This window comes from Bacillus sp. EKM202B (genome assembly GCF_011066025.1).
GTDB classification, from domain to species: Bacteria; Bacillota; Bacilli; order Bacillales; family Bacillaceae_G; genus Bacillus_A; species Bacillus_A toyonensis.
This window is the reverse complement of the sequence record NZ_JAAMNK010000001.1, coordinates 201,030-224,163: the sequence shown is the minus strand read 5'-3', so window position 1 is coordinate 224,163 and position 23,134 is coordinate 201,030. Positions and strand designations below refer to the sequence as shown.

At 37.2% G+C, this 23,134-nt stretch carries 21 protein-coding genes; 20 read left to right on the top strand and 1 reads right to left on the bottom strand.

All coding sequences use genetic code 11. From position 1 onward, the window contains the following. Positions 1-79: 79 nt before the first annotated feature. The 17 genes from G9F74_RS01120 to spoVM all read left to right on the top strand — a co-directional run bounded on the left by G9F74_RS01120 (position 80) and on the right by spoVM (position 18,073). Positions 80-2,803: a calcium-translocating P-type ATPase, SERCA-type gene (locus tag G9F74_RS01120; protein ID WP_016109026.1), complete on the top strand. Its 2,724-nt coding sequence runs from the start codon at positions 80-82 to the stop codon at positions 2,801-2,803. A 99-nt stretch (positions 2,804-2,902) separates the two neighbouring features. Beyond that, positions 2,903-3,778, top strand: a complete 876-nt coding sequence (locus G9F74_RS01115) for a YicC/YloC family endoribonuclease (RefSeq protein WP_000625871.1) — start codon at positions 2,903-2,905, stop codon at positions 3,776-3,778. Between the two features lie 67 nt (positions 3,779-3,845). After that, positions 3,846-4,109, top strand: coding sequence for an extracellular matrix/biofilm regulator RemA (gene remA / locus G9F74_RS01110; protein ID WP_001251456.1), 264 nt, complete (start codon positions 3,846-3,848; stop codon positions 4,107-4,109). Positions 4,110-4,122: 13 nt separating this feature from the next. Beyond that, entirely contained in the window at positions 4,123-4,740 is a 618-nt protein-coding gene (gene gmk / locus G9F74_RS01105; protein ID WP_001257739.1) for a guanylate kinase, read from the top strand. 2 nt (positions 4,741-4,742) lie between these two features. Further along, positions 4,743-4,955, top strand: coding sequence for a DNA-directed RNA polymerase subunit omega (gene rpoZ, locus G9F74_RS01100; protein WP_000933967.1), 213 nt, complete (start codon positions 4,743-4,745; stop codon positions 4,953-4,955). A gap of 171 nt (positions 4,956-5,126) precedes the next feature. Next, positions 5,127-6,332: a bifunctional phosphopantothenoylcysteine decarboxylase/phosphopantothenate--cysteine ligase CoaBC gene (gene coaBC, locus G9F74_RS01095; protein ID WP_016109025.1), complete on the top strand. Its 1,206-nt coding sequence runs from the start codon at positions 5,127-5,129 to the stop codon at positions 6,330-6,332. Further along, complete coding sequence (priA, locus tag G9F74_RS01090; protein WP_000666740.1) at positions 6,329-8,734, top strand: primosomal protein N'; 2,406 nt, start codon at positions 6,329-6,331, stop codon at positions 8,732-8,734. The genes coaBC and priA overlap by 4 nt, the downstream gene beginning before the upstream one ends. 11 nt (positions 8,735-8,745) lie before the next feature. Beyond that, positions 8,746-9,216, top strand: a complete 471-nt coding sequence (def, locus tag G9F74_RS01085; protein ID WP_000279472.1) for a peptide deformylase — start codon at positions 8,746-8,748, stop codon at positions 9,214-9,216. Between the two features lie 23 nt (positions 9,217-9,239). Beyond that, positions 9,240-10,184, top strand: coding sequence for a methionyl-tRNA formyltransferase (gene fmt / locus G9F74_RS01080; protein WP_000598798.1), 945 nt, complete (start codon positions 9,240-9,242; stop codon positions 10,182-10,184). Further along, a complete protein-coding gene (gene rsmB / locus G9F74_RS01075) occupies positions 10,181-11,515 on the top strand; it encodes a 16S rRNA (cytosine(967)-C(5))-methyltransferase RsmB (protein ID WP_001249657.1) in 1,335 nt (444 codons plus the stop codon). The genes fmt and rsmB overlap by 4 nt, the downstream gene beginning before the upstream one ends. A gap of 4 nt (positions 11,516-11,519) precedes the next feature. Then, positions 11,520-12,608, top strand: coding sequence for a dual-specificity RNA methyltransferase RlmN (rlmN, locus tag G9F74_RS01070; protein ID WP_000450536.1), 1,089 nt, complete (start codon positions 11,520-11,522; stop codon positions 12,606-12,608). A gap of 4 nt (positions 12,609-12,612) precedes the next feature. Next, positions 12,613-13,365 carry a Stp1/IreP family PP2C-type Ser/Thr phosphatase gene (locus G9F74_RS01065; RefSeq protein WP_000648690.1) on the top strand — a complete coding sequence of 251 codons (753 nt, stop codon included), beginning with the start codon at positions 12,613-12,615 and terminating at the stop codon, positions 13,363-13,365. 8 nt (positions 13,366-13,373) lie between these two features. Then, entirely contained in the window at positions 13,374-15,347 is a 1,974-nt protein-coding gene (prkC, locus tag G9F74_RS01060; protein ID WP_000904738.1) for a serine/threonine protein kinase PrkC, read from the top strand. Positions 15,348-15,616: 269 nt separating this feature from the next. After that, positions 15,617-16,498 carry a ribosome small subunit-dependent GTPase A gene (gene rsgA / locus G9F74_RS01055; protein WP_001113944.1) on the top strand — a complete coding sequence of 294 codons (882 nt, stop codon included), beginning with the start codon at positions 15,617-15,619 and terminating at the stop codon, positions 16,496-16,498. A gap of 2 nt (positions 16,499-16,500) precedes the next feature. Then, positions 16,501-17,145, top strand: coding sequence for a ribulose-phosphate 3-epimerase (gene rpe, locus G9F74_RS01050; protein ID WP_000589965.1), 645 nt, complete (start codon positions 16,501-16,503; stop codon positions 17,143-17,145). Positions 17,146-17,245: 100 nt separating this feature from the next. Then, positions 17,246-17,926, top strand: a complete 681-nt coding sequence (locus tag G9F74_RS01045) for a thiamine diphosphokinase (RefSeq protein ID WP_016109024.1) — start codon at positions 17,246-17,248, stop codon at positions 17,924-17,926. A gap of 66 nt (positions 17,927-17,992) precedes the next feature. Beyond that, positions 17,993-18,073 (top strand): stage V sporulation protein SpoVM, encoded by an 81-nt coding sequence (gene spoVM, locus G9F74_RS01040; protein WP_001213599.1) that lies wholly within the window; start codon positions 17,993-17,995, stop codon positions 18,071-18,073. Between the two features lie 73 nt (positions 18,074-18,146). On the opposite strand, the gene rpmB is transcribed toward spoVM, so the two are convergent. After that, entirely contained in the window at positions 18,147-18,335 is a 189-nt protein-coding gene (gene rpmB / locus G9F74_RS01035; RefSeq protein ID WP_000124776.1) for a 50S ribosomal protein L28, read from the bottom strand. 376 nt (positions 18,336-18,711) lie between these two features. Here rpmB and G9F74_RS01030 point away from each other — a divergent pair, with 376 nt between their 5' ends. From G9F74_RS01030 to recG, 3 genes are all read left to right on the top strand, one after another. Beyond that, on the top strand, positions 18,712-19,074 hold the full coding sequence (locus G9F74_RS01030; protein WP_000021109.1) for an Asp23/Gls24 family envelope stress response protein: 363 nt from the start codon (positions 18,712-18,714) through the stop codon (positions 19,072-19,074). A 22-nt stretch (positions 19,075-19,096) separates the two neighbouring features. Then, the gene (locus tag G9F74_RS01025) at positions 19,097-20,773 is read left to right on the top strand and encodes a DAK2 domain-containing protein (RefSeq protein ID WP_000027119.1); all 1,677 of its coding nucleotides are present in this window, start codon (positions 19,097-19,099) and stop codon (positions 20,771-20,773) included. A gap of 289 nt (positions 20,774-21,062) precedes the next feature. After that, a complete protein-coding gene (gene recG, locus G9F74_RS01020; protein ID WP_016109023.1) occupies positions 21,063-23,111 on the top strand; it encodes an ATP-dependent DNA helicase RecG in 2,049 nt (682 codons plus the stop codon). Positions 23,112-23,134: the final 23 nt, after the last annotated feature.

The window sequence follows — 23,134 nt, the reverse complement described above, 5'->3', positions numbered from 1 at the left end:
GTTAATTATAGCATTTTTTTGGACGAGGCTGAATAAGCTTTCAATAGAGTATGTCTGGAATCAGGAGGTCGATGGCAGGATGAACTGGTATGGAATGCGGGCACATGAAGTGGAAGAAAGAACGAATACGAATGTAAAGGTTGGACTTACAGAGAAAGAAGCAGAAGGGCGAATTAAGAAATTTGGTACAAATGAATTAGAAGAAGCAAAAAGGCCTTCTGCACTAATGGTATTTTTAGCACAATTTAAAGATTTTATGGTACTTGTTTTATTTGGAGCAACAATTGTTTCTGCATTTTTAGGTGAATATATTGATTCTATAGCTATTGTTGCCATTGTCATTATCAATGGTATTCTAGGTTTTTTTCAAGAAAGAAAGGCTGAAAAATCATTGGAAGCTTTAAAAGAACTAGCCGCCCCGCAAGTTACGGTAATGAGGAATGGAAAGTGGGTAAAGGCACCATCTAAAGCACTTGTTTTAGGTGATGTTATTAAATTTTCCAGTGGTGATCGTATTGGGGCTGACGTCCGTCTCGTTGAGGCATCGAGTTTATATATCGAAGAGTCTGCCCTGACAGGAGAGTCAGTACCTGTACAAAAGAAGATAGAAGCATTGCAAGGGCAAGATGTTTCAATTGGTGATCAAAAAAATATGGCTTTTATGGGTACGATGATTACGCGAGGATCTGGAACAGGAGTCGTTGTAGCGACTGGTATGAATACCGCAATGGGCCAAATTGCAAATATGTTGCAAAATGCAGAGCAAATGGAAACACCACTGCAAAGAAGATTAGAGCAACTCGGGAAAATATTAATTATTGTAGCTCTTATTTTGACAGCACTCGTTGTATTAGCAGGTGTGTATCAAGGGAATGAAGTATACCATATGTTTTTAGCAGGTGTATCCTTAGCTGTTGCTGCTATTCCAGAAGGATTGCCCGCAATCGTTACAGTAGCTTTATCACTTGGTGTACAGCGTATGATAAAAAAGAGAGCAATTGTAAGAAAGTTACCAGCTGTAGAAACATTAGGTTGTGCTTCTGTAATTTGTTCTGATAAAACAGGAACAATGACACAAAACAAAATGATGGTAACACATATGTGGTCAGGTGGAGAGTTGTGGAAAGTGACTGGTCAAGGATATGAACCTAATGGATCTTTTATGAAAGGTGAAATAGAAGTTAATCCAGCTGAGACAAAAGCGCTTTATCAGCTACTTACATTCGGTTCACTATGTAACAATGCGAATATTATTCAAAAGAAAAAGGCGTATGTATTAGATGGGGATCCAACAGAGGGAGCACTTGTAGCTGCAGCAATGAAAGCGGGAATAACACGTGATGCACTGAAAGGGAAGTTCGAGATTATTCGTGAGTTCCCATTTGATTCGACTCGAAAGATGATGAGTGTTATTATCCGTGATCGAGATGGGAAAAAGTTTGTTGTTACGAAAGGAGCTCCAGACGTCCTCCTGCAAATGAGCCAAACAATCTTATGGGGTGATAAGCAGCAACCGATGAGTGAGTTATATAGAAAAGAAGTACAGGCGGCTATTCATAGTTTAGGTAGCCAAGCGCTTCGAACAATTGCGGTTGCATTTAAGCCATTAAAAGTAACAGATTCCACTGAACATGAGAGAGATGTTGAAAAAGATTTTATGTTAATCGGGATACAAGGTATGATCGATCCGCCAAGACCAGAGGTAGCGCAGGCGGTAAAAGAGTGTAAAGAAGCTGGTATTCGAACAGTGATGATTACAGGAGATCATAAAGTAACAGCGATGGCGATTGCGGAACAATTAGGGGTTTTACCACCAGGAGGTCGTGTGGTGGAAGGTGTTGAGCTAGCAAATATGGATATAGAGGAACTAGAAAATGTTGTAGAAGATACTTACGTATTTGCTCGTGTATCACCAGAACATAAATTAAAAATTGTTAAATCATTGCAAAATAATGGGCATATAGTAGCGATGACAGGAGATGGAGTAAACGATGCACCAGCTATAAAAACAGCGGATATTGGGATAGCGATGGGTATTACAGGAACAGACGTTGCGAAAGAAGCTTCTTCGCTTGTATTGTTAGATGATAACTTTGCGACGATTAAATCAGCGATTAAAGAAGGTAGAAACATATACGAAAATATTCGAAAGTTTATTCGATATTTGTTAGCATCAAACGTCGGCGAAATTTTAGTTATGTTATTTGCGATGTTACTGGCACTGCCATTGCCGATGGTTCCAATTCAAATATTATGGGTGAACTTAGTTACCGACGGTTTACCAGCGATGGCATTAGGTTTGGATAAGGCGGAAGGAGATGTGATGAAGAGAACGCCGCGGCATCCGAAAGAGGGAGTATTCGCCAGAGGGCTTGCCTGGAAAATTATAAGTCGAGGGTTCCTCATTGGAGCAGTGACGTTAGTAGCGTTTATTATCGCATATAATCAACATCCGAATGAACTGAAATATGCACAGACAGTAGCATTTGCGACTTTGGTACTTGCGCAACTTATTCATGTGTTTGATTGCCGAAGTGAACATTCTGTCTTTCATCGCAATCCATTTGGGAACGTGTATTTAGTAGGGGCTGTTATCATTTCATTGTTGTTAATGCTCGTTGTTATTTATTATCCACCGTTACAACCAATTTTTAGTACAATGCCAATACAAGCAAGAGATTGGTTGTTAATTGGAGGTTTGTCATCAATTCCGACTTTCTTATTAGTAGGTTCTTTATTAACAAGGAAAAAAGGTAAGGAGAAAAAGCCACTTTTATATAAGAAGGGATTAAACTTGAAATAGTCAATGATATGAAAATGTGATATAATTTACAGAAGGTAGTAGGGCCTTGTCTCTATTACCTTTTTCATTGAGTTATTTCATGGCTTGGATGTGATAAAAATGATTTCTAGTATGACAGGGTTTGGAAGGTCGAAAGTAGAAAGTGATACTTTTCAGATTACAGTAGAAATGAAATCGGTGAACCACCGTTTTCTTGAGATGAGTATTCGACTTCCGAAGCAAATGATGGTATTTGAAGACAAAATTCGTAAAATAATCGCACAGCAAGTTCGACGTGGGCGCATTGAAGTGTCTATTAGTATAACGGGTGAAGGGCTTGTTGAAAGAAAATTAAGTGTGAATTGGTCGCTTCTCAAGCAGTACCAATCGATGATGGAAGATATAAAAGGAAAATTTCAATTGCAAGATTCTATTACACTTGGGCAATTAATGGCAATGCCAGAAGTAACGGCAATTGAAGAAATAGAAAACGTAAATGAACAATTTGAGAATAGTTTATATGAGGCTGTTCGCCAAGCTGCTCAAATGTTGAAAACGATGAGAGATGGCGAAGGAGAACGATTACATAAAGATATGGCGTATCGTTTACAAGAGATTCACAATTGTGTAAATGCAATTATTCCACATGCACCGATTGTTACACAAAAATATCGTGAACGATTAGAAAATCGCTTAAAGGAATTACATAATCAAGATCTAGACGAACAAAGATTGCTAACAGAAGTCGCGATGTTTGCAGAGCGTTGTGATATTCATGAAGAGTTAGTTCGTTTACAAAGTCATTTAGAACAATTTCGTGAAACACTGCAGATTGAAGAGCCTGTTGGAAGAAAAATGGACTTCATCGTGCAAGAGATGCATCGAGAAATTAATACGATTGGTTCGAAGGCAAATGACTTAACAATTTCAAAATATGTTGTAGAAATGAAAAATAACCTTGAAAAAATTCGTGAACAAGTACAAAATATTGAGTAGCTTTCAAAAAATATATAAAGTTATACGTGGTGGAGAAATCGGATAGACTTACTAGGAGGCGCAAACTATGGCCATGCGGTTTTTAAATATTGGATACGGAAATATTGTATCTGCTCATCGAATTATTGCTATTGTAAGTCCGGAGTCAGCTCCTATTAAACGAACAGTACAGGAAGCACGTGAACATAATGCTTTACTAGATGCTACGTATGGGAGAAAAACAAGGGCGGTTATTGTTATGGATGATGGGCATGTTGTATTAAGTCCAATTCAGCCAGAGACGATTGCACATCGTTTGAATAATAAAGAAGATTTAAGTGAGGAAGGGTAGGTTTTACATATTTATGAGAAGTAGAAGAGGATTGCTCATCGTTCTTTCAGGACCTTCTGGGGTTGGTAAAGGAACGGTTCGAAAAGAGCTGTTTAGCCATGAGGATACACGTTTTCAATACTCTATTTCAGTAACGACACGTAAGCCGCGTGAAGGTGAAGTAGATGGTGTGGATTATTTCTTTAAAGAGAGAGAAGAATTTGAGGAAATGATTCGTAATGAAAAATTACTTGAGTGGGCTGAGTTCGTAGGTAATTATTACGGAACACCGATTGACTATGTTGAAAAAACATTACAAGAAGGAAAAGATGTATTCTTAGAAATTGAAGTGCAAGGAGCAATTCAAGTTAAGAAAGCTTTCCCAGAAGGTGTATTTATTTTCTTAGCACCCCCAAGTTTATCTGAGCTAAAAAACCGAATTGTCGGCCGTGGTACAGAAACTGAAGATGTTATTGAAAATCGCTTAACTGTAGCGAAAGAAGAAATCGAAATGATGGACGCTTACGACTATGTTGTAGAAAATGATCAAGTTGAATTAGCTTGTGATAGAATTAAAGCAATTGTGGTTGGTGAACATTGCCGCCGCGAAAGAGTAGCAAAATATTATAAAGAAATGACGGAGGGTCTATAATTATGTTAAATCCATCAATTGATTCATTATTAACAAAAATCGATTCTAAATATACACTTGTAACAGTAGCTGCAAAGCGTGCACGTGAAATGCAACTTGCTAACAACTGTGTTATTGAACAACCTGTTTCTCATAAATGTGTAGGTAAAGCATTAGAAGAAATCGATGTAGAAGTGTTAAAATATGTACCAAGCGAAGGCAAAATAATTGATTAAGATATTATTTTCGACAAATTAAAACATAGACTTTATAATTTTCTATGTAACGGTAACAACCTATTTACAAGTAGGTTGTTATTTTTTTACGATAGGATGAAATATTGGTACTGAAGAGCTGAGAAACCTGTTTCAGTATTATAAGTTTGAAAAAGAAAGAGGACGAGCCATATGCTAAAAGGGAAAAAGATACTCCTATGTGTAACAGGAGGCATTGCGGTCTTTAAAGCGGCTGCGTTAACTAGTAAATTGACACAAGCTGGTGCTATTGTAAAGGTGATCATGAGTGAGTCGGCAATAAAGTTTGTTACGCCTCTTACATTCCAAGCACTTTCTCGTCATGATGTATATACAGATACATTCGATGAGAAAGACTCAGCTGTTATTGCTCATATCGATTTAGCAGATTGGGCAGATGTAGTACTTGTTGCACCTGCTACAGCCAATTGTATCGGGAAGTTAGCTGGTGGTATTGCGGATGATATGATTACAACTACTTTGTTAGCTACTACAGCTCCAGTATGGATTGCACCTGCTATGAATGTGCATATGTACGAAAATAAAATTGTTCAAAAAAATATGATGACGTTAAAAACGTTAGGATATACATTTATTGAGCCTGGGGAAGGCTTTTTAGCGTGTGGTTATGTAGCGAAGGGAAGACTAGAGGAACCTGAAGCAATTATTGCGCGGTTAGAAGAAGCATTCACGGAACAAAAACCACTACAAGGTAAGAAAATGTTAATAACTGCTGGCCCGACGCGTGAAAAGATTGATCCAGTTCGTTTTATGACGAATTTTTCTTCTGGAAAAATGGGGTATGCGATTGCAGAAGTAGCAGCGAACTTAGGGGCTGATGTCATACTTGTTTCGGGGCCGACGGCATTAAATCCGCCACTACATGTAACAACGATACAAGTGGATTCAGCGCAGGATATGTTAGAAGCAGTCCTTCAACATTATCAAAATGTAGATGTTGTCATCAAAACAGCAGCTGTTGCAGATTATCGCCCGAAATATGTTCTTGATAATAAAATGAAAAAGCAGAATGGTGATGCTGTAATTGAATTAGAGAGAACGGTAGATATTTTAAAAACGCTAGGTGAGAAGAAGGGTAAACAGTTACTTATCGGTTTTGCTGCTGAAACGACAAACGTAGAGGAATACGCAACGAAAAAGTTACGTGAGAAAAATGCGAATATGATTGTTGCGAATGATGTAAAAGCGCAAGGAGCTGGATTTGGCACAGATACGAACATTGTAACAATGTATAGAAAAGATGGAAAAGTTATTGAGTTGCCACTTTTAACGAAGAAAGAGGTAGCTCGCGAAATATTAAAGCAAATTGAAATGATGTTAGAAGATGATCGTTTATGAAATTTGCAAGTGTAATTGTTGATGTACCTGCCCGTCAGACAGATAGACCGTTTGATTACATTATCCCTAGAAAATGGGAAGATATTGTACAGACAGGAATGCGTGTAGTAGTTCCATTTGGTCCAAGAAAATTGCAAGGTTTTATTATTGAGATTAAAGATTCGGTTGACGTGGAAAGTAAGAAATTAAAGACAATCCATGAAATATTAGATGTAACACCGGTTTTAAATGATGAATTATTAAAGCTTGGATATTGGCTTACAAGTGAAACGTTATGTTATATGATTTCAGCATTTCAAGTCATGCTTCCGACAGCGATAAAAGCAACGTATAAAAAGCGTCTACAACTTCGTAAACAAGAAGAAGTAGCACCTGCAATACTGTATTTATTTCAGGATAAGGAAGCAATCGATTGGGAAGTTATTGAGGCGCAGCCACATTTATACCGCGCTATTCAACAAGAAATTAAAAATGGTACGATGGAAGTCGTATATCAAGTGAAAGATAAAGTGCAGAAGAAGAAACAAAGAGTCGTTCAGCCAGAGTTGCCGGAAGATAAATTAGAATTAGCTGCATTTGAATTGAAAAGTAAAAAACAACAAGATGTACTTTATTATTTTGTGGAAAATTATAAAAGTGTACCGTTGAAATTGTTAACAGAAGAGCTACAAATAACAGATGCTCCAATAAAATCACTTGTTAAAAAGGGGCTAATCTCAGAAAAATATGTGGAAGTATACCGGAATCCGTATGACGATGATGATTTTGAACAAACGAAACCATTTCCACTTACAGAGGAACAAAAGCAAGTTATTACACCTATTTTATCATCAATTACAAATGAAACTTACAATCCATTTTTACTATATGGTGTTACAGGAAGCGGAAAGACAGAAGTATATTTACAATCTATAGCAGCGGTGCTGAAGAAGGAAAAAGAAGCTATTGTACTCGTTCCTGAAATTGCGCTAACGCCTCAAATGGTAGATCGTTTTAAAGGTAGATTTGGCTCGCAAGTAGCGGTTCTTCATAGTGCACTGTCTGTTGGTGAAAAATATGATGAATGGCGTAAGATTTTAAGAAAAGAAGTGAAAGTGGTAGTTGGTGCCCGTTCAGCTATTTTTGCTCCTTTTGAAAATTTAGGGATTATTATTATTGATGAAGAGCATGAATCGAGTTATAAGCAAGAAGATAACCCGAAGTATCATGCAAGAGATGTAGCGGTGTGGAGAGGGCAATATCATAAATGTCCAATCGTTCTTGGAAGTGCAACGCCTACACTTGAATCGTTTGCAAGAGCGACAAAAGGTGTTTATGAACTATTAACGATGGAAAAACGTATGAACGAACAAGCTTTACCAACAGTAGAAATTGTTGACATGCGTGAAGAACTTCGCGACGGGAATCGATCAATGTTTTCGAAGGCGTTGCATGAAAAAATAGCAGATCGACTAGAAAAGAAAGAACAAATGGTTCTCTTTTTAAATAGGAGAGGTCATTCAACATTTGTGATGTGTCGTGATTGCGGGTATGTTGTACAATGTCCACATTGTGATATTTCGCTGACGTATCATAAAATGAACCATCGTTTAAAATGTCATTATTGCAGTTATGAGGAGAATATGCCAACTGCGTGTCCAGCTTGTCAAAGTACATATATTCGTTTCTTTGGTACAGGCACACAAAAAGTAGAAGAAGAAATTACAAAACTATTTCCAGAAGCGCGAGTCATTCGAATGGACGTAGATACGACAAGTCGCAAAGGAATGCATGAGAAGTTATTAAAGGCATTTGGTGAAGAGAAAGCAGATATATTACTCGGGACACAAATGATCGCCAAAGGACTTGATTTTCCGAAAGTAACGCTCGTTGGTGTTTTAACTGCAGATACGATGCTTCACTTACCTGATTTTCGGGCGAGTGAAAAAACATATCAATTATTGACGCAAGTAAGTGGACGGGCAGGTAGACATGAATTGCCAGGGGAAGTTGTAATTCAAACGTATACGCCAGAACATTATAGTATAGAGTTAGCAAAGAACCAGCAATATGATGTGTTTTTTGACCAAGAAATGCAAATGAGACGAACAAGACAATATCCACCTTATTACTATGTTGTACTTGTAACGGTATCTCATCCAGAATTATTAAAGGCAGTGCAAGTGACGGAAAAAATTGTCGGTCATTTACGAATGCATTGTTCGCAGCAAACGATGGTTTTAGGGCCAGTTGCTTCAGCAATTCCAAGGATAAAAGATAGATATCGTTACCAATGCATGATAAAATACAAACGGGAACCAAACTTAAAGAACGTGCTCAAAATGGTAAATGAACATTATCAAGCAGAAATGCAAAAAGAGCTACAAATCTCAATTGATTTTAATCCAACAATGTTAATGTAGCGGAGGGAAATATGGCAGTTTTAGAAATAGTAAAGCATCCAAATGAAGTGTTAGAAACACCATGTGAAAGAGTAATTAACTTTGATAAAAAGTTAGTGAAATTGTTGAAAGATATGCATGAAACAATGTTAATGGCGGACGGAGTCGGTTTAGCTGCACCTCAAGTAGGGGTAAGCTTGCAAGTAGCAGTTGTTGATGTCGATGATGATACTGGGAAAATCGAGTTAATCAATCCATCAATATTAGAAAAACGTGGTGAACAAGTAGGTCCCGAAGGCTGTTTAAGCTTCCCGGGACTTTATGGTGAAGTGGAACGTGCAGATTATATTAAAGTTAGAGCACAGAATCGCCGAGGTAAAGTGTTTTTATTAGAAGCGGAAGGATTTTTAGCGCGTGCAATTCAACATGAAATCGATCATTTACACGGTGTTCTATTTACATCGAAAGTGACAAGATATTATGAAGAAAACGAATTAGAATAGGTGTTAAAAGGAGCGGTTTTTAAATGATTAAAGTAGTATTTATGGGAACACCGGACTTTTCAGTGCCGGTGCTTCGTCGTCTTATCGAAGATGGCTATGATGTAGTAGGTGTTGTGACGCAACCAGATCGTCCGGTAGGTAGAAAAAAAGTATTAACACCTACACCTGTTAAAGTTGAAGCGGAGAAACATGGTATTCCGGTGTTACAACCACTGAAAATTCGTGAAAAAGACGAATATGAAAAAGTATTAGCATTAGAGGCGGATTTAATTGTAACAGCTGCGTTCGGTCAGATTGTACCAAACGAAATTTTAGAAGCGCCAAAGTACGGATGTATTAATGTCCATGCCTCTTTACTTCCAGAACTACGCGGTGGTGCACCGATTCATTATGCAATTATGGAAGGTAAAGAAAAAACAGGAATTACAATTATGTATATGGTAGAAAAATTAGACGCTGGTGATATTTTAACGCAAGTAGAAGTGGAAATTGAAGAGCGTGAAACGACGGGCTCGTTATTTGATAAGTTAAGTGAAGCCGGTGCACATCTTCTATCTAAAACAGTACCTTTATTAATTCAAGGTAAGTTAGAACCGATTAAACAAAATGAAGATGAAGTGACATTCGCATATAATATAAAACGTGAGCAAGAGAAAATTGATTGGACAAAAACAGGTGAAGAAGTATACAATCACATTCGCGGATTGAACCCATGGCCAGTTGCATATACGACTTTAGCAGAACAAGTTGTTAAAGTATGGTGGGGAGAGAAAGTTTCTCTAGAAGCGAAAGCTGAACCAGGTACAATAGTTGGTCTTGAAGAAGATGGATTTGTTGTTGCAACAGGGAATGAAACAGGTGTTAAAATTACTGAATTGCAACCGTCGGGTAAAAAGCGTATGAGTTGTTCACAATTTTTACGTGGGACAAAACCTGAAATTGGCACGAAGTTAGGAGAAAATGCATGAGACAAAATGTTCGTGAATTAGCTCTTGATGGTTTAATTCAAGTAGAAAAAAGTGGTGCATATAGTAACTTACTTTTAAATAATCTAATTGAAAAAAATGCAATTGATAGAAAAGATATTGGTTTATTAACTGAAATTGTATATGGAACGATTCAACGTCGTGACACATTAGATTATTATTTACAGCCCTTTTTAAAAAAGAAGGTTGAGGCGTGGGTAAGAGTGTTGCTTCGCTTATCTTTATATCAAATGATATATTTGGACCGAGTGCCAGAAAGAGCCGCTATTCATGAAGCGGTTGAAATAGCAAAGCGTCGTGGGCATAAAGGGATTTCAGGCATGGTGAACGGAGTATTGCGTTCAATTCAGCGAGAAGGTGTACCTTCATTAGATGAAATCAAAGATCCAGTGGAACGTCTTGCAATTGCAACGAGTCACCCAGTTTGGTTAGTACAAGATTGGGCATCTGAATATGGTTTAGAGACAGCAGAGAAAATGTGTGAAGTAAACATGTTACCACCAGTACCTACAGCACGTGTGAACGTTGATAAAGTAACGGTAGAAGAAGCAATTGAGTTGTTGGCAAGTGAAGGAATAGAAGCAAAGTCTGGCGATTTGTCAGATGATGCAATTCAAATTGAAAGAGGGAATGTAGCGCATACAGAAGCGTTTAAAAAAGGGTTCCTTTCTATTCAAGATGAAAGCTCTATGCTTGTTGCACGTGCTTTAGAACCGAATGAGGGAGAGACAGTTCTTGATAGTTGTGCTGCTCCTGGTGGTAAAACTACGCATATAGCTGAGCGTTTAAAGGGAACTGGTAAAGTAATGTCTCTTGATTTACACGCGCATAAAGTGCGTTTAATTAAACAACAAGCAGAGCGACTTGGTCTAGAAAATATAGAAACAAAAGCGTTAGATGCTAGAAAAGTGCAAGAGCACTTTGCAAATGAAACTTTTGATAAAATATTAGTAGATGCACCATGTTCTGGATTTGGGGTAATTAGACGTAAACCTGATATTAAGTTAGGAAAAGATAAAGGCGATAGTGAAAGATTATCGACGATTCAACTTGCGATATTAGAAAAGATAGCACCATTATTAAAACAAGGCGGTCGTCTTGTTTATAGTACGTGCACAATTGAGAAAATAGAAAATGAACAAGTAATAGATAAATTTTTAAAAGAACATCCTGAATTTGAATGGGATACTACGATAAAAGAACGTATGCCAGAAAAATTAAGTCCGTATATTAATGAAGGTCAAGTACAAATTTTACCGCATTATTTTGCAACGGATGGCTTTTATATTGCTTGTTTAAGGAAGAAGGTGTAGCATCATGGAAACGACTGTAAAAAAACAAAAGAAAAATGTAGAAACGAAAAAACCATCAATTTACTCTTTACAACTTCATGAAATGCAAGATTGGTTAAAGGAACAAGGAGAACCGAAGTTCCGTGCTGGACAAATTTTTGACTGGCTATATAAAAAACGTGTAAAAAATTATGAGGATATGTCAAACCTTTCTAAAGGATTGCGTGATAAATTGTCGAATTCCTTTGATATTACTACTTTAAACACGTTAGTAAAACAAACGTCTTCGGATGGAACGATTAAATTCTTATTCCAGTTATATGATGGATATTCTATTGAAACGGTATTAATGCGACATGAATACGGAAATTCTATTTGTGTAACAACACAAGTTGGTTGTCGTATTGGCTGTACGTTCTGTGCTTCTACACTTGGCGGGTTAAAACGAAACCTAGAAGCTGGAGAAATTGTAGCGCAAGTAGTAGAAGTGCAACGCGCGCTTGATGAAACGGAAGAACGTGTAAGTTCTCTTGTTGTTATGGGAATTGGAGAACCATTTGATAACTATGATAATTTAATGGGATTTTTACGCATCACTAACCATGAAAAAGGACTTCATATTGGTGCAAGACATATGACAGTTTCGACGAGTGGTATTATTCCGAAAATTTACAAGTTTGCTGAAGAAGAGTTACAAATTAATTTTGCGATTTCATTGCATGCTCCAAATTCAGAATTACGTTCAAAATTAATGCCGATTAACCGTGCTTATAAGCTACCTGATTTAATGGAAGCTATTAAATACTATGTAAATAGAACAGGGCGTCGTATTACATTTGAATATGGACTATTTGGAGGAGAAAATGACCAAGTTGAGCACGCTGAAGAACTTGCTGCGCTCTTAAAAGGTGTAAAGTGTCATGTGAACTTAATTCCGGTTAACTACGTACCAGAACGTGATTACGTACGAACACCACGTGAGCAAATTTTCTTATTTGAAAAAACGCTTAAAGATCGTGGAGTGAATGTAACAATTCGCCGTGAACAAGGTCACGATATTGATGCTGCCTGCGGTCAGTTGCGTGCGAAGGAGCGCAAAGAAGAGACGAGGTGACGAGATGAAAGCCGTGTTTCTATCGGATAAAGGGAAAGTTCGTCAACATAATGAAGATAGTGCAGGAGTTTTTCACAATTTAGATGGAAATATTTTAGCGGTAGTAGCAGATGGAATGGGAGGTCATCGAGCTGGCGATGTAGCTAGTTCGATGGCCATTCAATTATTCCATGATTATTGGAAGCAAACGCATAATATGAATGAGCCTAAAAAAGTAGAAGAGTGGTTACATACTAGTGTTGGAATTATTAATGAACGCATTTTTGAATATTCTAAACAACACGTAGAGTGTGATGGTATGGGAACAACGATTATCATAGCAATTTGTACGCCTAATTTTGTAACAATAGGTCATATAGGAGATAGTCGTTGTTATATGGTATCAGAGGGAGTAATGTCGCTCGTAACGGAAGATCATTCACTTGTAAATGAACTTGTGAGACATGGTGAAATTTCAAAGGAAGATGCAGAATACCACCCGAAAAAAAATGTTTTGTTAAGAGCGCTAGGAACAGAAGAAAAAGTCGGATTAGATGTTAAAACATTGGTACTTGAAGAAGATGATCAATTGCTTCTTTGCTCTGATGGATTGTCTAATAAAGTCCCTATGACTGATATGCAACAAATTTTACAGTTAAATGAACAGCTCGAAGCTAAGGTGCAAAGTCTCATTCAATTGGCGAATGATCGTGGTGGAGAGGATAATATTACTCTTGTTCTTATTGATTATGCGGATTCGACAAACGAAAGTAGGTGAAGTGCAACGTGCTGATTGGAAAACGCTTAAATGACCGTTATAAGCTGCTAAAAATGATTGGCGGTGGAGGGATGGCCAATGTATATTTAGCTCATGATGACATACTCGGCCGAGATGTAGCGGTGAAAATATTAAGACTCGACTATTCCAATAACGAAGAGTTTATTAAACGTTTCCATCGAGAAGCGCAATCTGTTACAACGTTGTCGCATCCAAATATTGTGAATATGTATGATGTTGGAGAAGAAGATGGTATATATTATCTTGTAATGGAGTATGTACCTGGACAAACATTAAAGCAATACATAATTGAGCAAGGGATGTTACCTATAGGGGAAGCTCTTGATATTATGGAGCAATTAACATCCGCCATGGCACACGCTCATCATTTTGAAATTGTGCATCGTGATATAAAACCGCACAATATTTTAATTCGAGCTGATGGAGTAGTAAAAGTAACAGATTTTGGAATTGCGACAGCTACAAGTGCAACAACTATTACACATACAAATTCAGTACTTGGTTCGGTGCATTATTTATCACCAGAACAAGCGCGCGGCGGGATAGCAAATAAACAATCAGATATTTATTCGCTTGGTATTGTTATGTTCGAATTGTTAACAGGAAGACAACCGTTTTCTGGTGAATCTGCTGTTGCAATAGCTTTAAAACATTTACAAAGTGAAATACCGTCTCCAAGAAGATGGAATGAAAATATTCCGCAAAGTGTTGAGAATATTATATTAAAGGCAACTGCTAAAGATCCGTTCCATCGATACCAATCTGCTAATGCGATGAAACGAGATATTGAAACGGCTTTATATCCAGAACGAATTAATGAACAGCCATTTTACATACCAGAAGATATGGAAGCGACGAAAGCGATTCCAATTATCCAACAAGAACAATTATTTGAAAATGTAACTGATGAAACGATTGTTTTAAGTGGAAGTAAAGTGGATGAACCAAAAAGAAAAGAACATACTGAATTAGATAAGAAGAAAAAACGAAGTAATAAATGGATTAAGGTTTTAATTACGACATTTTTACTTTTAGCAATTGGAATAACATTAGCTCTTACTGTTATTCCGGGATTCTTTATTCCGAAAGATGTAAAAGTTCCTGATGTGGCTGGTATGAAATATACGACAGCTGTAAATAAATTGGTAGAAAAAGGTTTTGAAGTGACAGAACCTAATATTGTATATACAGATGATGTGGAAGCTGGAGATGTAATAAAAACTGATCCTGTAGCAGGAAGGGTAGTGAAGGAAAGTTCTAAAATTACTATCTATCAATCAGGTGGAAAAAAGAAAAGTAAGATGAAGGATTTTACAGGTCAAAACTTTGAGAGTGTAAAACCCGAGTTAGAAGAAAGATATAAACAGGTTACTGAAAATTATATTGAAAATGATAAACCAAAAGGTGAAATTGTAGAACAAATACCGACACCTGATCAAATGGTTGTAGAGGCGGAGCAAGAACTGAAAGTTTGGATAAGTAAAGGTCCTTATCAAAATAGACCAGGTGATTTTTCAAGATGGACTGAAAATAGTGCAACTGGTGATTTGAATGAGAGAAAATTAACTCCAGATATAAAACGAGAGTATTCAGATACGGTTGATAAAGGTCTTGTAATTTCGCAATCGCCAAAACCAGGAACTCCGTTAAAAGAAGGAGATAAAGTGACACTTATCATCTCGAATGGCCCTAAGCCGAAAGTAACAAAAACAGTGAAGGTGGATAACATTTCTATCCCATATGAGTCTTCTATAATAGGTGAGAAAAAACCGCAAACAATAGAAATTTATAAAGAAGATATGCAACAAAAGATGGATAGACCAATTGAAACTAGAACGATTTCAGAGTCGGCAACAATTTCTTTAGAATTTGTAATTCAAGAAGGCTCAAAGGGTCACTATAAAATCGTACGGGATGGAGTAACGATTATCGATAAGGAAGTACCATATCCAACTCAATAATAGTGAATTCCATTTTCTTTTTATAGAGAATGGAATGCATTACCCTCGCCTGTTATGCTGTCTACAAGGTGGACTGTATAACAGGCAAAAATATATGATTCAAAAAGCTATACAAGTGATATTGTTGTAAAAAATATTTCGAATTGATGGTAGAGATTAAATATATGAACCTGGTTATATATTGGTGGGTTTTAAAATAATTGTTTAAAGAACTCTAGTCTATTCGTTTTAATTACAGCTTCACTTTATACAAAATAAAGGAGAATTATATGCCAGAAGGAAAAATTGTAAAAGCTTTAAGTGGATTTTATTATGTACAACATGAAGAAGGGATTACACAATGTCGTGGGCGTGGTGTATTTAGAAAAAATAAAATTACACCACTTGTAGGAGACCAAGTCGTTTTTCAAGCAGATAACCCAACGGAAGGCTACGTGCTTGAAGTATTTGATCGAAAAAATGAACTTGTTAGGCCTCCTATTGCTAATGTGGATCAAGCAATCCTTGTTTTCTCTGCAGTAGAACCAGATTTTAATCCTGGACTGTTAGATCGATTTTTAGTGCTGATTGAATATCATAACATTAAGCCGATTATTTGTATTAGTAAGATGGATTTAGTTGATGAAAAGATGCGAGAAACCGTTGAAGCTTATGCAAATGATTATCGTGAAATGGGTTATGATGTATTATTTACTTCTATAAATACATCGGAAAGTATTGCTATTTTAAAACCATTTTTAGAAGGTTGTGTTTCTGTCGTTGCTGGCCAATCAGGTGTTGGGAAATCTTCGATGCTTAACGTATTACGTCCGGATTTAGAACTAAAAACAAATGATATTTCCTCACATTTAGGACGCGGAAAACATACGACAAGACACGTGGAATTAATTGCAGTTGGAAGTGGACTTGTTGCGGATACACCTGGTTTTAGTTCACTTGATTTCATAGATATAGAGGTAGAAGATCTTACATATTGTTTTCCTGAGTTGAAAGAAGCGAGCCAATACTGTAAATTTAGAGGGTGTACACATCTTTCTGAACCGAAATGTGCGGTGAAAGCTGCGGTTGAAGAAGGAAAGATTACAGAATATCGTTATAAGAATTACCAACAATTCGTAGAAGAAATTAGAGAGAGAAAGCCGAGGTATTAGTTATGATTAAAATTGCACCATCGATCTTATCAGCAGATTTTTCAAAATTAGGGGAAGAAATTAAAGATGTAGAAAAAGGCGGAGCTGATTACATTCATGTCGATGTAATGGACGGGCATTTTGTACCGAATATTACGATTGGGCCATTAATTGTAGAAGCGATCCGTCCGATTACATCATTACCGTTAGATGTGCATTTAATGATTGAAAATCCTGATAACTATATCCCAACTTTCGCGAAAGCGGGAGCGGATATTATTACTGTTCATGTAGAGGCGTGTCCTCATTTACATCGTACAATTCAGTTAATTAAATCTCATGGCATTAAAGCAGGGGTTGTATTAAATCCACATACGCCAGTTTCGGTGATTGAGCATGTGTTAGAAGATATAGATATGGTATTACTTATGACGGTGAATCCTGGATTTGGTGGACAGAAATTTATCCATTCTGTATTACCGAAAATTAAACAAGTTGCAGAAATGGTTAAAGAGCGAAATCTAGAAGTCGAAATTGAAGTTGATGGTGGTGTCAACGCTGAAACGGCAAGACTTTGTGTTGAAGCAGGAGCGAATGTACTTGTAGCTGGATCAGCGGTATACAATCAAAAAGACCGCGGTGAAGCGATCCGTATCATTCGTGGATAATGAATGAACAGATCCCTATCCTAGTGAAGTTTCGGGTTTAGTAAGACTTCACTATTTAGACAGGATAGAGCGAAAAATATGTAAAAAGGCAATCTACCGAATGGCAGATTGCCTTTTTACAATAGAAGGGGAAGGAAAAATGATTATTCATATTTTAGCAGGAGGCCCTGCAGAATATTGCGCAGATTTTTCTCGATATGAAAATGAAGAAGTAGTGTGGGCGGCGGTTGATAGAGGAGTGTACCATTTACTAAAAAGAGGGATTACTCCATCTGTTGCGTTCGGAGATTACGATTCAGTAACTGAAGAAGAATTAGTATGGATGGGACAGCAAACAGATGAATTACATATTGTTCCACGAGAAAAAGATCAAACGGATTTAGAGATTGCAATTAGTTGGGCTTTAGAACAGAACCCCAAATTAATTCGTATTTTTGGTGCAACTGGTGGGCGGTTGGATCATGGTTTAGCAAATATACAGATGCTTTTAAAGGGTTTAGAAGCAAAAGTGGAAATGTGTATTGTGGATAATAAAAATGAAATAATGGTGAAAAAAGTTGGTACATATACAATTGGAATAAATAAAAATTTCCCCTATGTATCATTTGTGCCAGTTACTGAAAGTGTAGAAGGTATTACACTACAAGGATTTAAGTACCCTCTTACTAATAAAACGATAGAGTGGGGATCGACACTTTGTATTAGTAATGAACTCATTGAGGAAAAAGGTACTTTTTCATTCGCATCTGGCATATTAATGATGATAAGAAGCACTGATTGAAGAAACAATTTTGCTCCTTGCATCATATAGTGGGCAAGTGGAGTAAAGGGGATTAGGAGGGAAACCATGAGATTTTATACAATTAAGTTACCTAAATTTCTTGGTGGAATTGTTCGTGCGATGTTAAACACCTTCAAAAAAGACTAAAAAAAGCACCGATAATAGGTGCTTTTTCCATTGGTATAGTAAAAAAAGAGCCTAGCGGCTCTTTTTTTTATTATTAAACACGTTCGATTTTGCCAGATTTTAATGCTCTAGCAGAAACGTAAACACGTTGAACTTTACCGTCGATGCGTACGCGAACTTTTTGAAGGTTAGCGCCCCATTTACGTTTTGTAGCGTTCATTGCGTGAGAACGAGAGTTACCAGAACGAGCTTTTCTTCCAGTGATAGCACAAACACGAGCCATTTATATTTCCCTCCCTTGACACCTTACCATACGTAATTTTTCAATGTTAGTCTTTTTTGCGATGCTAAAAACACTACTATAATTTAACACAACTAAAAAGAGAATGCAACACTGTAGAAAAAAGAAATCAAGAAAAATTACTTGACACTATATGTAAGTGAAGAAAAGTTGAAATCAAGAAAATTTGCTTGACATATTATAGTGGTACATGTTGTATAATAACAATGGACTATTTTGCTCATCATAGAAAAGTGTAGTATAAAACATAAAATATGAGAGTGAAAAGAAAGAACGATGGAATTTTCTTTGAAAAGATTATATGATAGTAACTAAAGTAGTCTAGCTCACTTTCACCATTTATGAAGGGGGAAACGAGATGTCAATTGAAATTAAAACGAAGTACGGTCAAATTGATATTAGTACAGATGTAATTGCAACAATTGCTGGAGGTGCCGCGGTAGATTGCTACGGTATCGTAGGTATGGCATCAAAAAATCAGTTAAAAGATGGATTAACAGACATTTTACGAAAAGAAAACTTCACTAGAGGTGTTATTGTTCGTAAAGATGAAGATGAAGTACATATTGATATGTATATTATTGTGAGCTATGGTACGAAAATTTCAGAAGTAGCACATAACGTGCAGACGAAAGTGAAATATACATTAGATCAAACTGTAGGACTAGCAGTAGATTCTGTAAACATCTACGTACAAGGAGTTAAAGTAATAAACTTGTAATGTGCATTAAGGAGGAAAATCTGTGTCAATTCAAAAAATTGATGGGAAACGTTTATCACAAATGATCATGCAAGGAGCGAATAATTTAACAAATAATGTTCAGCTTGTTGATGCATTAAACGTATTTCCAGTTCCAGATGGCGATACCGGTACAAACATGAACTTATCAATGACTTCAGGCGCACGTGAAGTGAAAGCAAATCCTTCACAGCACGCTGGTAAAGTCGGTGTAAGTTTAGCCAAAGGATTATTAATGGGAGCTCGTGGTAACTCTGGCGTTATTTTATCTCAGTTATTCCGTGGTTTTTCAAAATCCATTGAACAAAAAGAAGAATTAACAACAGTTGATTTTGCTGCAGCTTTAGATGCTGGGGTAGAAGCGGCTTACAAAGCGGTTATGAAACCGATTGAAGGAACGATTTTAACGGTTGCAAGAGAAACGGGTAAATATGCAGTGACAGTTGCGAAAAAACAGCGCGACTTTGTTTTGTTTATGGAAGACGTTGTGAAAGAAGCCAATGCATCGTTAAATCGTACGCCAGATTTATTACCTGTATTAAAACAAGTTGGCGTTGTAGATAGCGGTGGTAAAGGTCTTGTTGTTGTATATGAAGGATTTTTAGCTGACTTAAAAGGAGAAACAATTTCTTCTGATGTGTCTGCCCAACCATCTATGAATGACATGGTACGCGCAGAACATCACCGTAGTGTACAAAGCCAATTGAGTACAGAAGATATAAAGTATGGATATTGCACGGAATTCATGGTGAAATTAGAGCCTGAAAAAATGAAGGAACATAATTTCTCTGAACAAAAATTCCGTGAAGATATTAGTGTATACGGAGATTCACTACTTGTTGTATCAGATGATGAGGTTGTTAAGGTTCATATTCATGCGGAACATCCTGGAGATCCTATGAATTATGGGCAACGCTATGGTAGTTTAATTAAGATTAAAGTAGAAAATATGCGTGAACAGCATACCGCTTTATTAGATGAACCTACTATGGTTCCTGAGCAAACAACTCAATCGAAAGAAAAACAACCATATGGTATCGTAACTGTAGCTATGGGATCTGGTATTAAAACTTTATTTGAGAGCATTGGTGCAACGAAAGTAATCGAAGGTGGCCAAACGATGAATCCGAGTACGGAGGATATTGTGAAGGCGATTGAAGAGGCGAATGCTGAAAAAATCATCATCTTACCAAATAACGGAAACATCGTGATGGCAGCAGAACAAGCAGCGTCAGTTGTTGATCAAGAAGTTATTGTTATTCGTTCAAAAACAGTTCCTCAAGGTATGGCTGCAATGTTAGCATTTAATCCAGTTGGAACGTTAGAAGAAAATGAAGAAAACATGAAAGAAGCTTTATCTCATGTGAAAACGGGTCAAATTACGTATGCTGTTCGTGATACGGAAATTGACGGTGTAGCAATTCAAAAAGACGATTTCATGTGCATTGCAGATGGAAAAATCGTATCAACAAATGCTGAAAAAGTAGGAGCTGCAAAGCAATTATTAGAAGCATTGATTGATGAAGAGTCTGAAATCGTAACGATTCTACAAGGTGAAGATGCAACTGATGAAGAAGTAGCTGAGTTAGTTGCATTTGTAGAAGAGAAATTTGAAGATGCTGAAGTAGAAGTGCATGCTGGGAATCAACCGGTGTATTCTTTCATCTTCTCTGTAGAATAAAAAAGATTCGTTTTGAAAATAAATGGATCACTTACTTGCTAATGGATCAGAAGTAGTAATGTGAACGTTATTACTAGTTTTTATTCAAAAGGCTAGCATATGGAATAAAGAAAAGAGCCTTGCTGCTAATAGTGAGGCTCTTTTTTACTTGTTGTGTATAAGGGATTTGAGTAGTTTCTCTTAGAATGCCTATGATAGAATATATAAGGTGAAAGATAGCGATTGCAGATGTTAATTGATACTCAAATAGAGTGTAACAAAGAAAATAATGTGACGGAGTGTGAGAATCTTGAATGAAGTTGTACAAGTTCCTGTTACAGATGTAAAGGGAATCGGAGGAGAAACATCTGAATTACTACACGAGATGGGAATTTATACAGTTTCTCATCTATTAGAGCATTTTCCGTACCGTTATGAAGATTATGCGATGAAAGATCTTGCTGAAGTAAAGCATGATGAGCGTGTAACAGTTGAAGGGAAAGTTCATAGTGCTCCGTTACTACAATACTATGGTAAGAAAAAATCACGTCTTACAGTTCGTGTTCTCGTCGGTCGTTATTTAATTACGGCTGTATGTTTTAATAGACCTTACTATAAGCAAAAGTTAAATTTGGATGAAACGGTAACGATTACTGGTAAATGGGATCAACATCGTCAAACAATTGCTGTATCAGAGCTTCATTTTGGACCGGTTGTTCGACAACAAGAAGTAGAGCCTGTATATTCAGTGAAAGGAAAGCTTACAGTAAAACAGATGCGCCGTTTTATTGCACAAGCGCTAAAGGAGTATGGAGATTCTATAGTCGAAGTGCTACCAGATGGTTTGTTAAATCGGTATAAATTATTACCACGTTATGAAGCACTCAGGGCGTTGCATTTTCCGGTAGGGCAAGAAGATTTAAAGCAAGCTCGTCGCCGTTTTGTATATGAGGAGTTTTTCTTATTTCAGCTAAAAATGCAAACACTAAGGAAAATGGAGAGAGAAAATTCAAAAGGTACGAAGAAGGAAATCTCGTCAACAGAATTACAAGAATTTATCGATGCACTTCCGTTTCCGTTAACTGGTGCGCAGCGCCGGGTTGTAGATGAAATTTTAAAGGATATGACATCTCCTTATCGGATGAACAGGCTGTTGCAAGGTGACGTTGGTTCTGGGAAAACAGTTGTTGCTGCGATTGGTCTCTATGCCGCAAAATTAGCTCATTATCAAGGTGCTTTAATGGTTCCTACAGAAATTTTAGCCGAACAACATTATCAGTCGCTTGCGGAGACGTTTTCTCATTTCGGTATGACGGTTGAACTGTTAACGAGTTCTGTTAAGGGTGCGAGACGTCGGGAAATTTTGGCGAGATTAGAGCAGGGAGAAGTAGATATCCTTGTTGGGACGCACGCTTTAATTCAAGATGAAGTTATATTTCATAGGTTAGGTCTCGTTATTACCGATGAACAGCATCGATTTGGTGTAGCGCAGCGCCGGGTTTTACGTGAGAAAGGTGAAAGTCCAGATGTATTGTTTATGACGGCAACCCCAATTCCGCGAACGTTAGCTATTACGGCATTTGGAGAGATGGACGTTTCTATTATCGATGAAATGCCAGCTGGTAGAAAGGTAATCGAAACGTATTGGGCAAAACATGATATGTTAGACCGTGTTCTCGGCTTTGTGGAGAAAGAGATAAAAAAAGGAAGACAGGCATATGTTATTTGTCCTCTTATTGAAGAGTCTGAGAAACTTGATGTACAAAATGCTATCGATTTACATAGTATGCTGACTCATCATTATCAAGGTAAGTGCCAAGTTGGATTAATGCATGGGAGACTATCATCTCAAGAAAAAGAAGAGATAATGGGACAGTTTAGTGAAAATAAAGTGCAAATTCTTGTTTCGACAACAGTTGTTGAAGTAGGTGTGAATGTACCAAATGCGACTGTTATGGTTATTTATGACGCGGAGCGTTTCGGTTTATCGCAGCTTCATCAGCTCAGGGGGCGTGTTGGGCGTGGTAGTGAACAATCATATTGCTTATTAATTGCAGACCCGAAATCAGAAACTGGAAAAGAAAGAATGCGTATTATGACTGAAACAAATGATGGATTTGTATTGTCAGAAAAAGATTTAGAGTTACGAGGTCCTGGGGATTTCTTTGGAAGTAAGCAAAGTGGTCTACCAGAATTTAAGGTTGCTGATATGGTACATGATTATCGGGCGTTAGAAACAGCGAGACAAGATGCGGCGATACTAGTTGATTCAGAAGCGTTTTGGCATAATGATCAGTATGCTTCGTTGCGTACTTATCTTGACGGAACAGGTGTGTTCCAGGGAGAGAAGCTCGATTAAAAGTAGTCTGCAAAAGTTTTTGT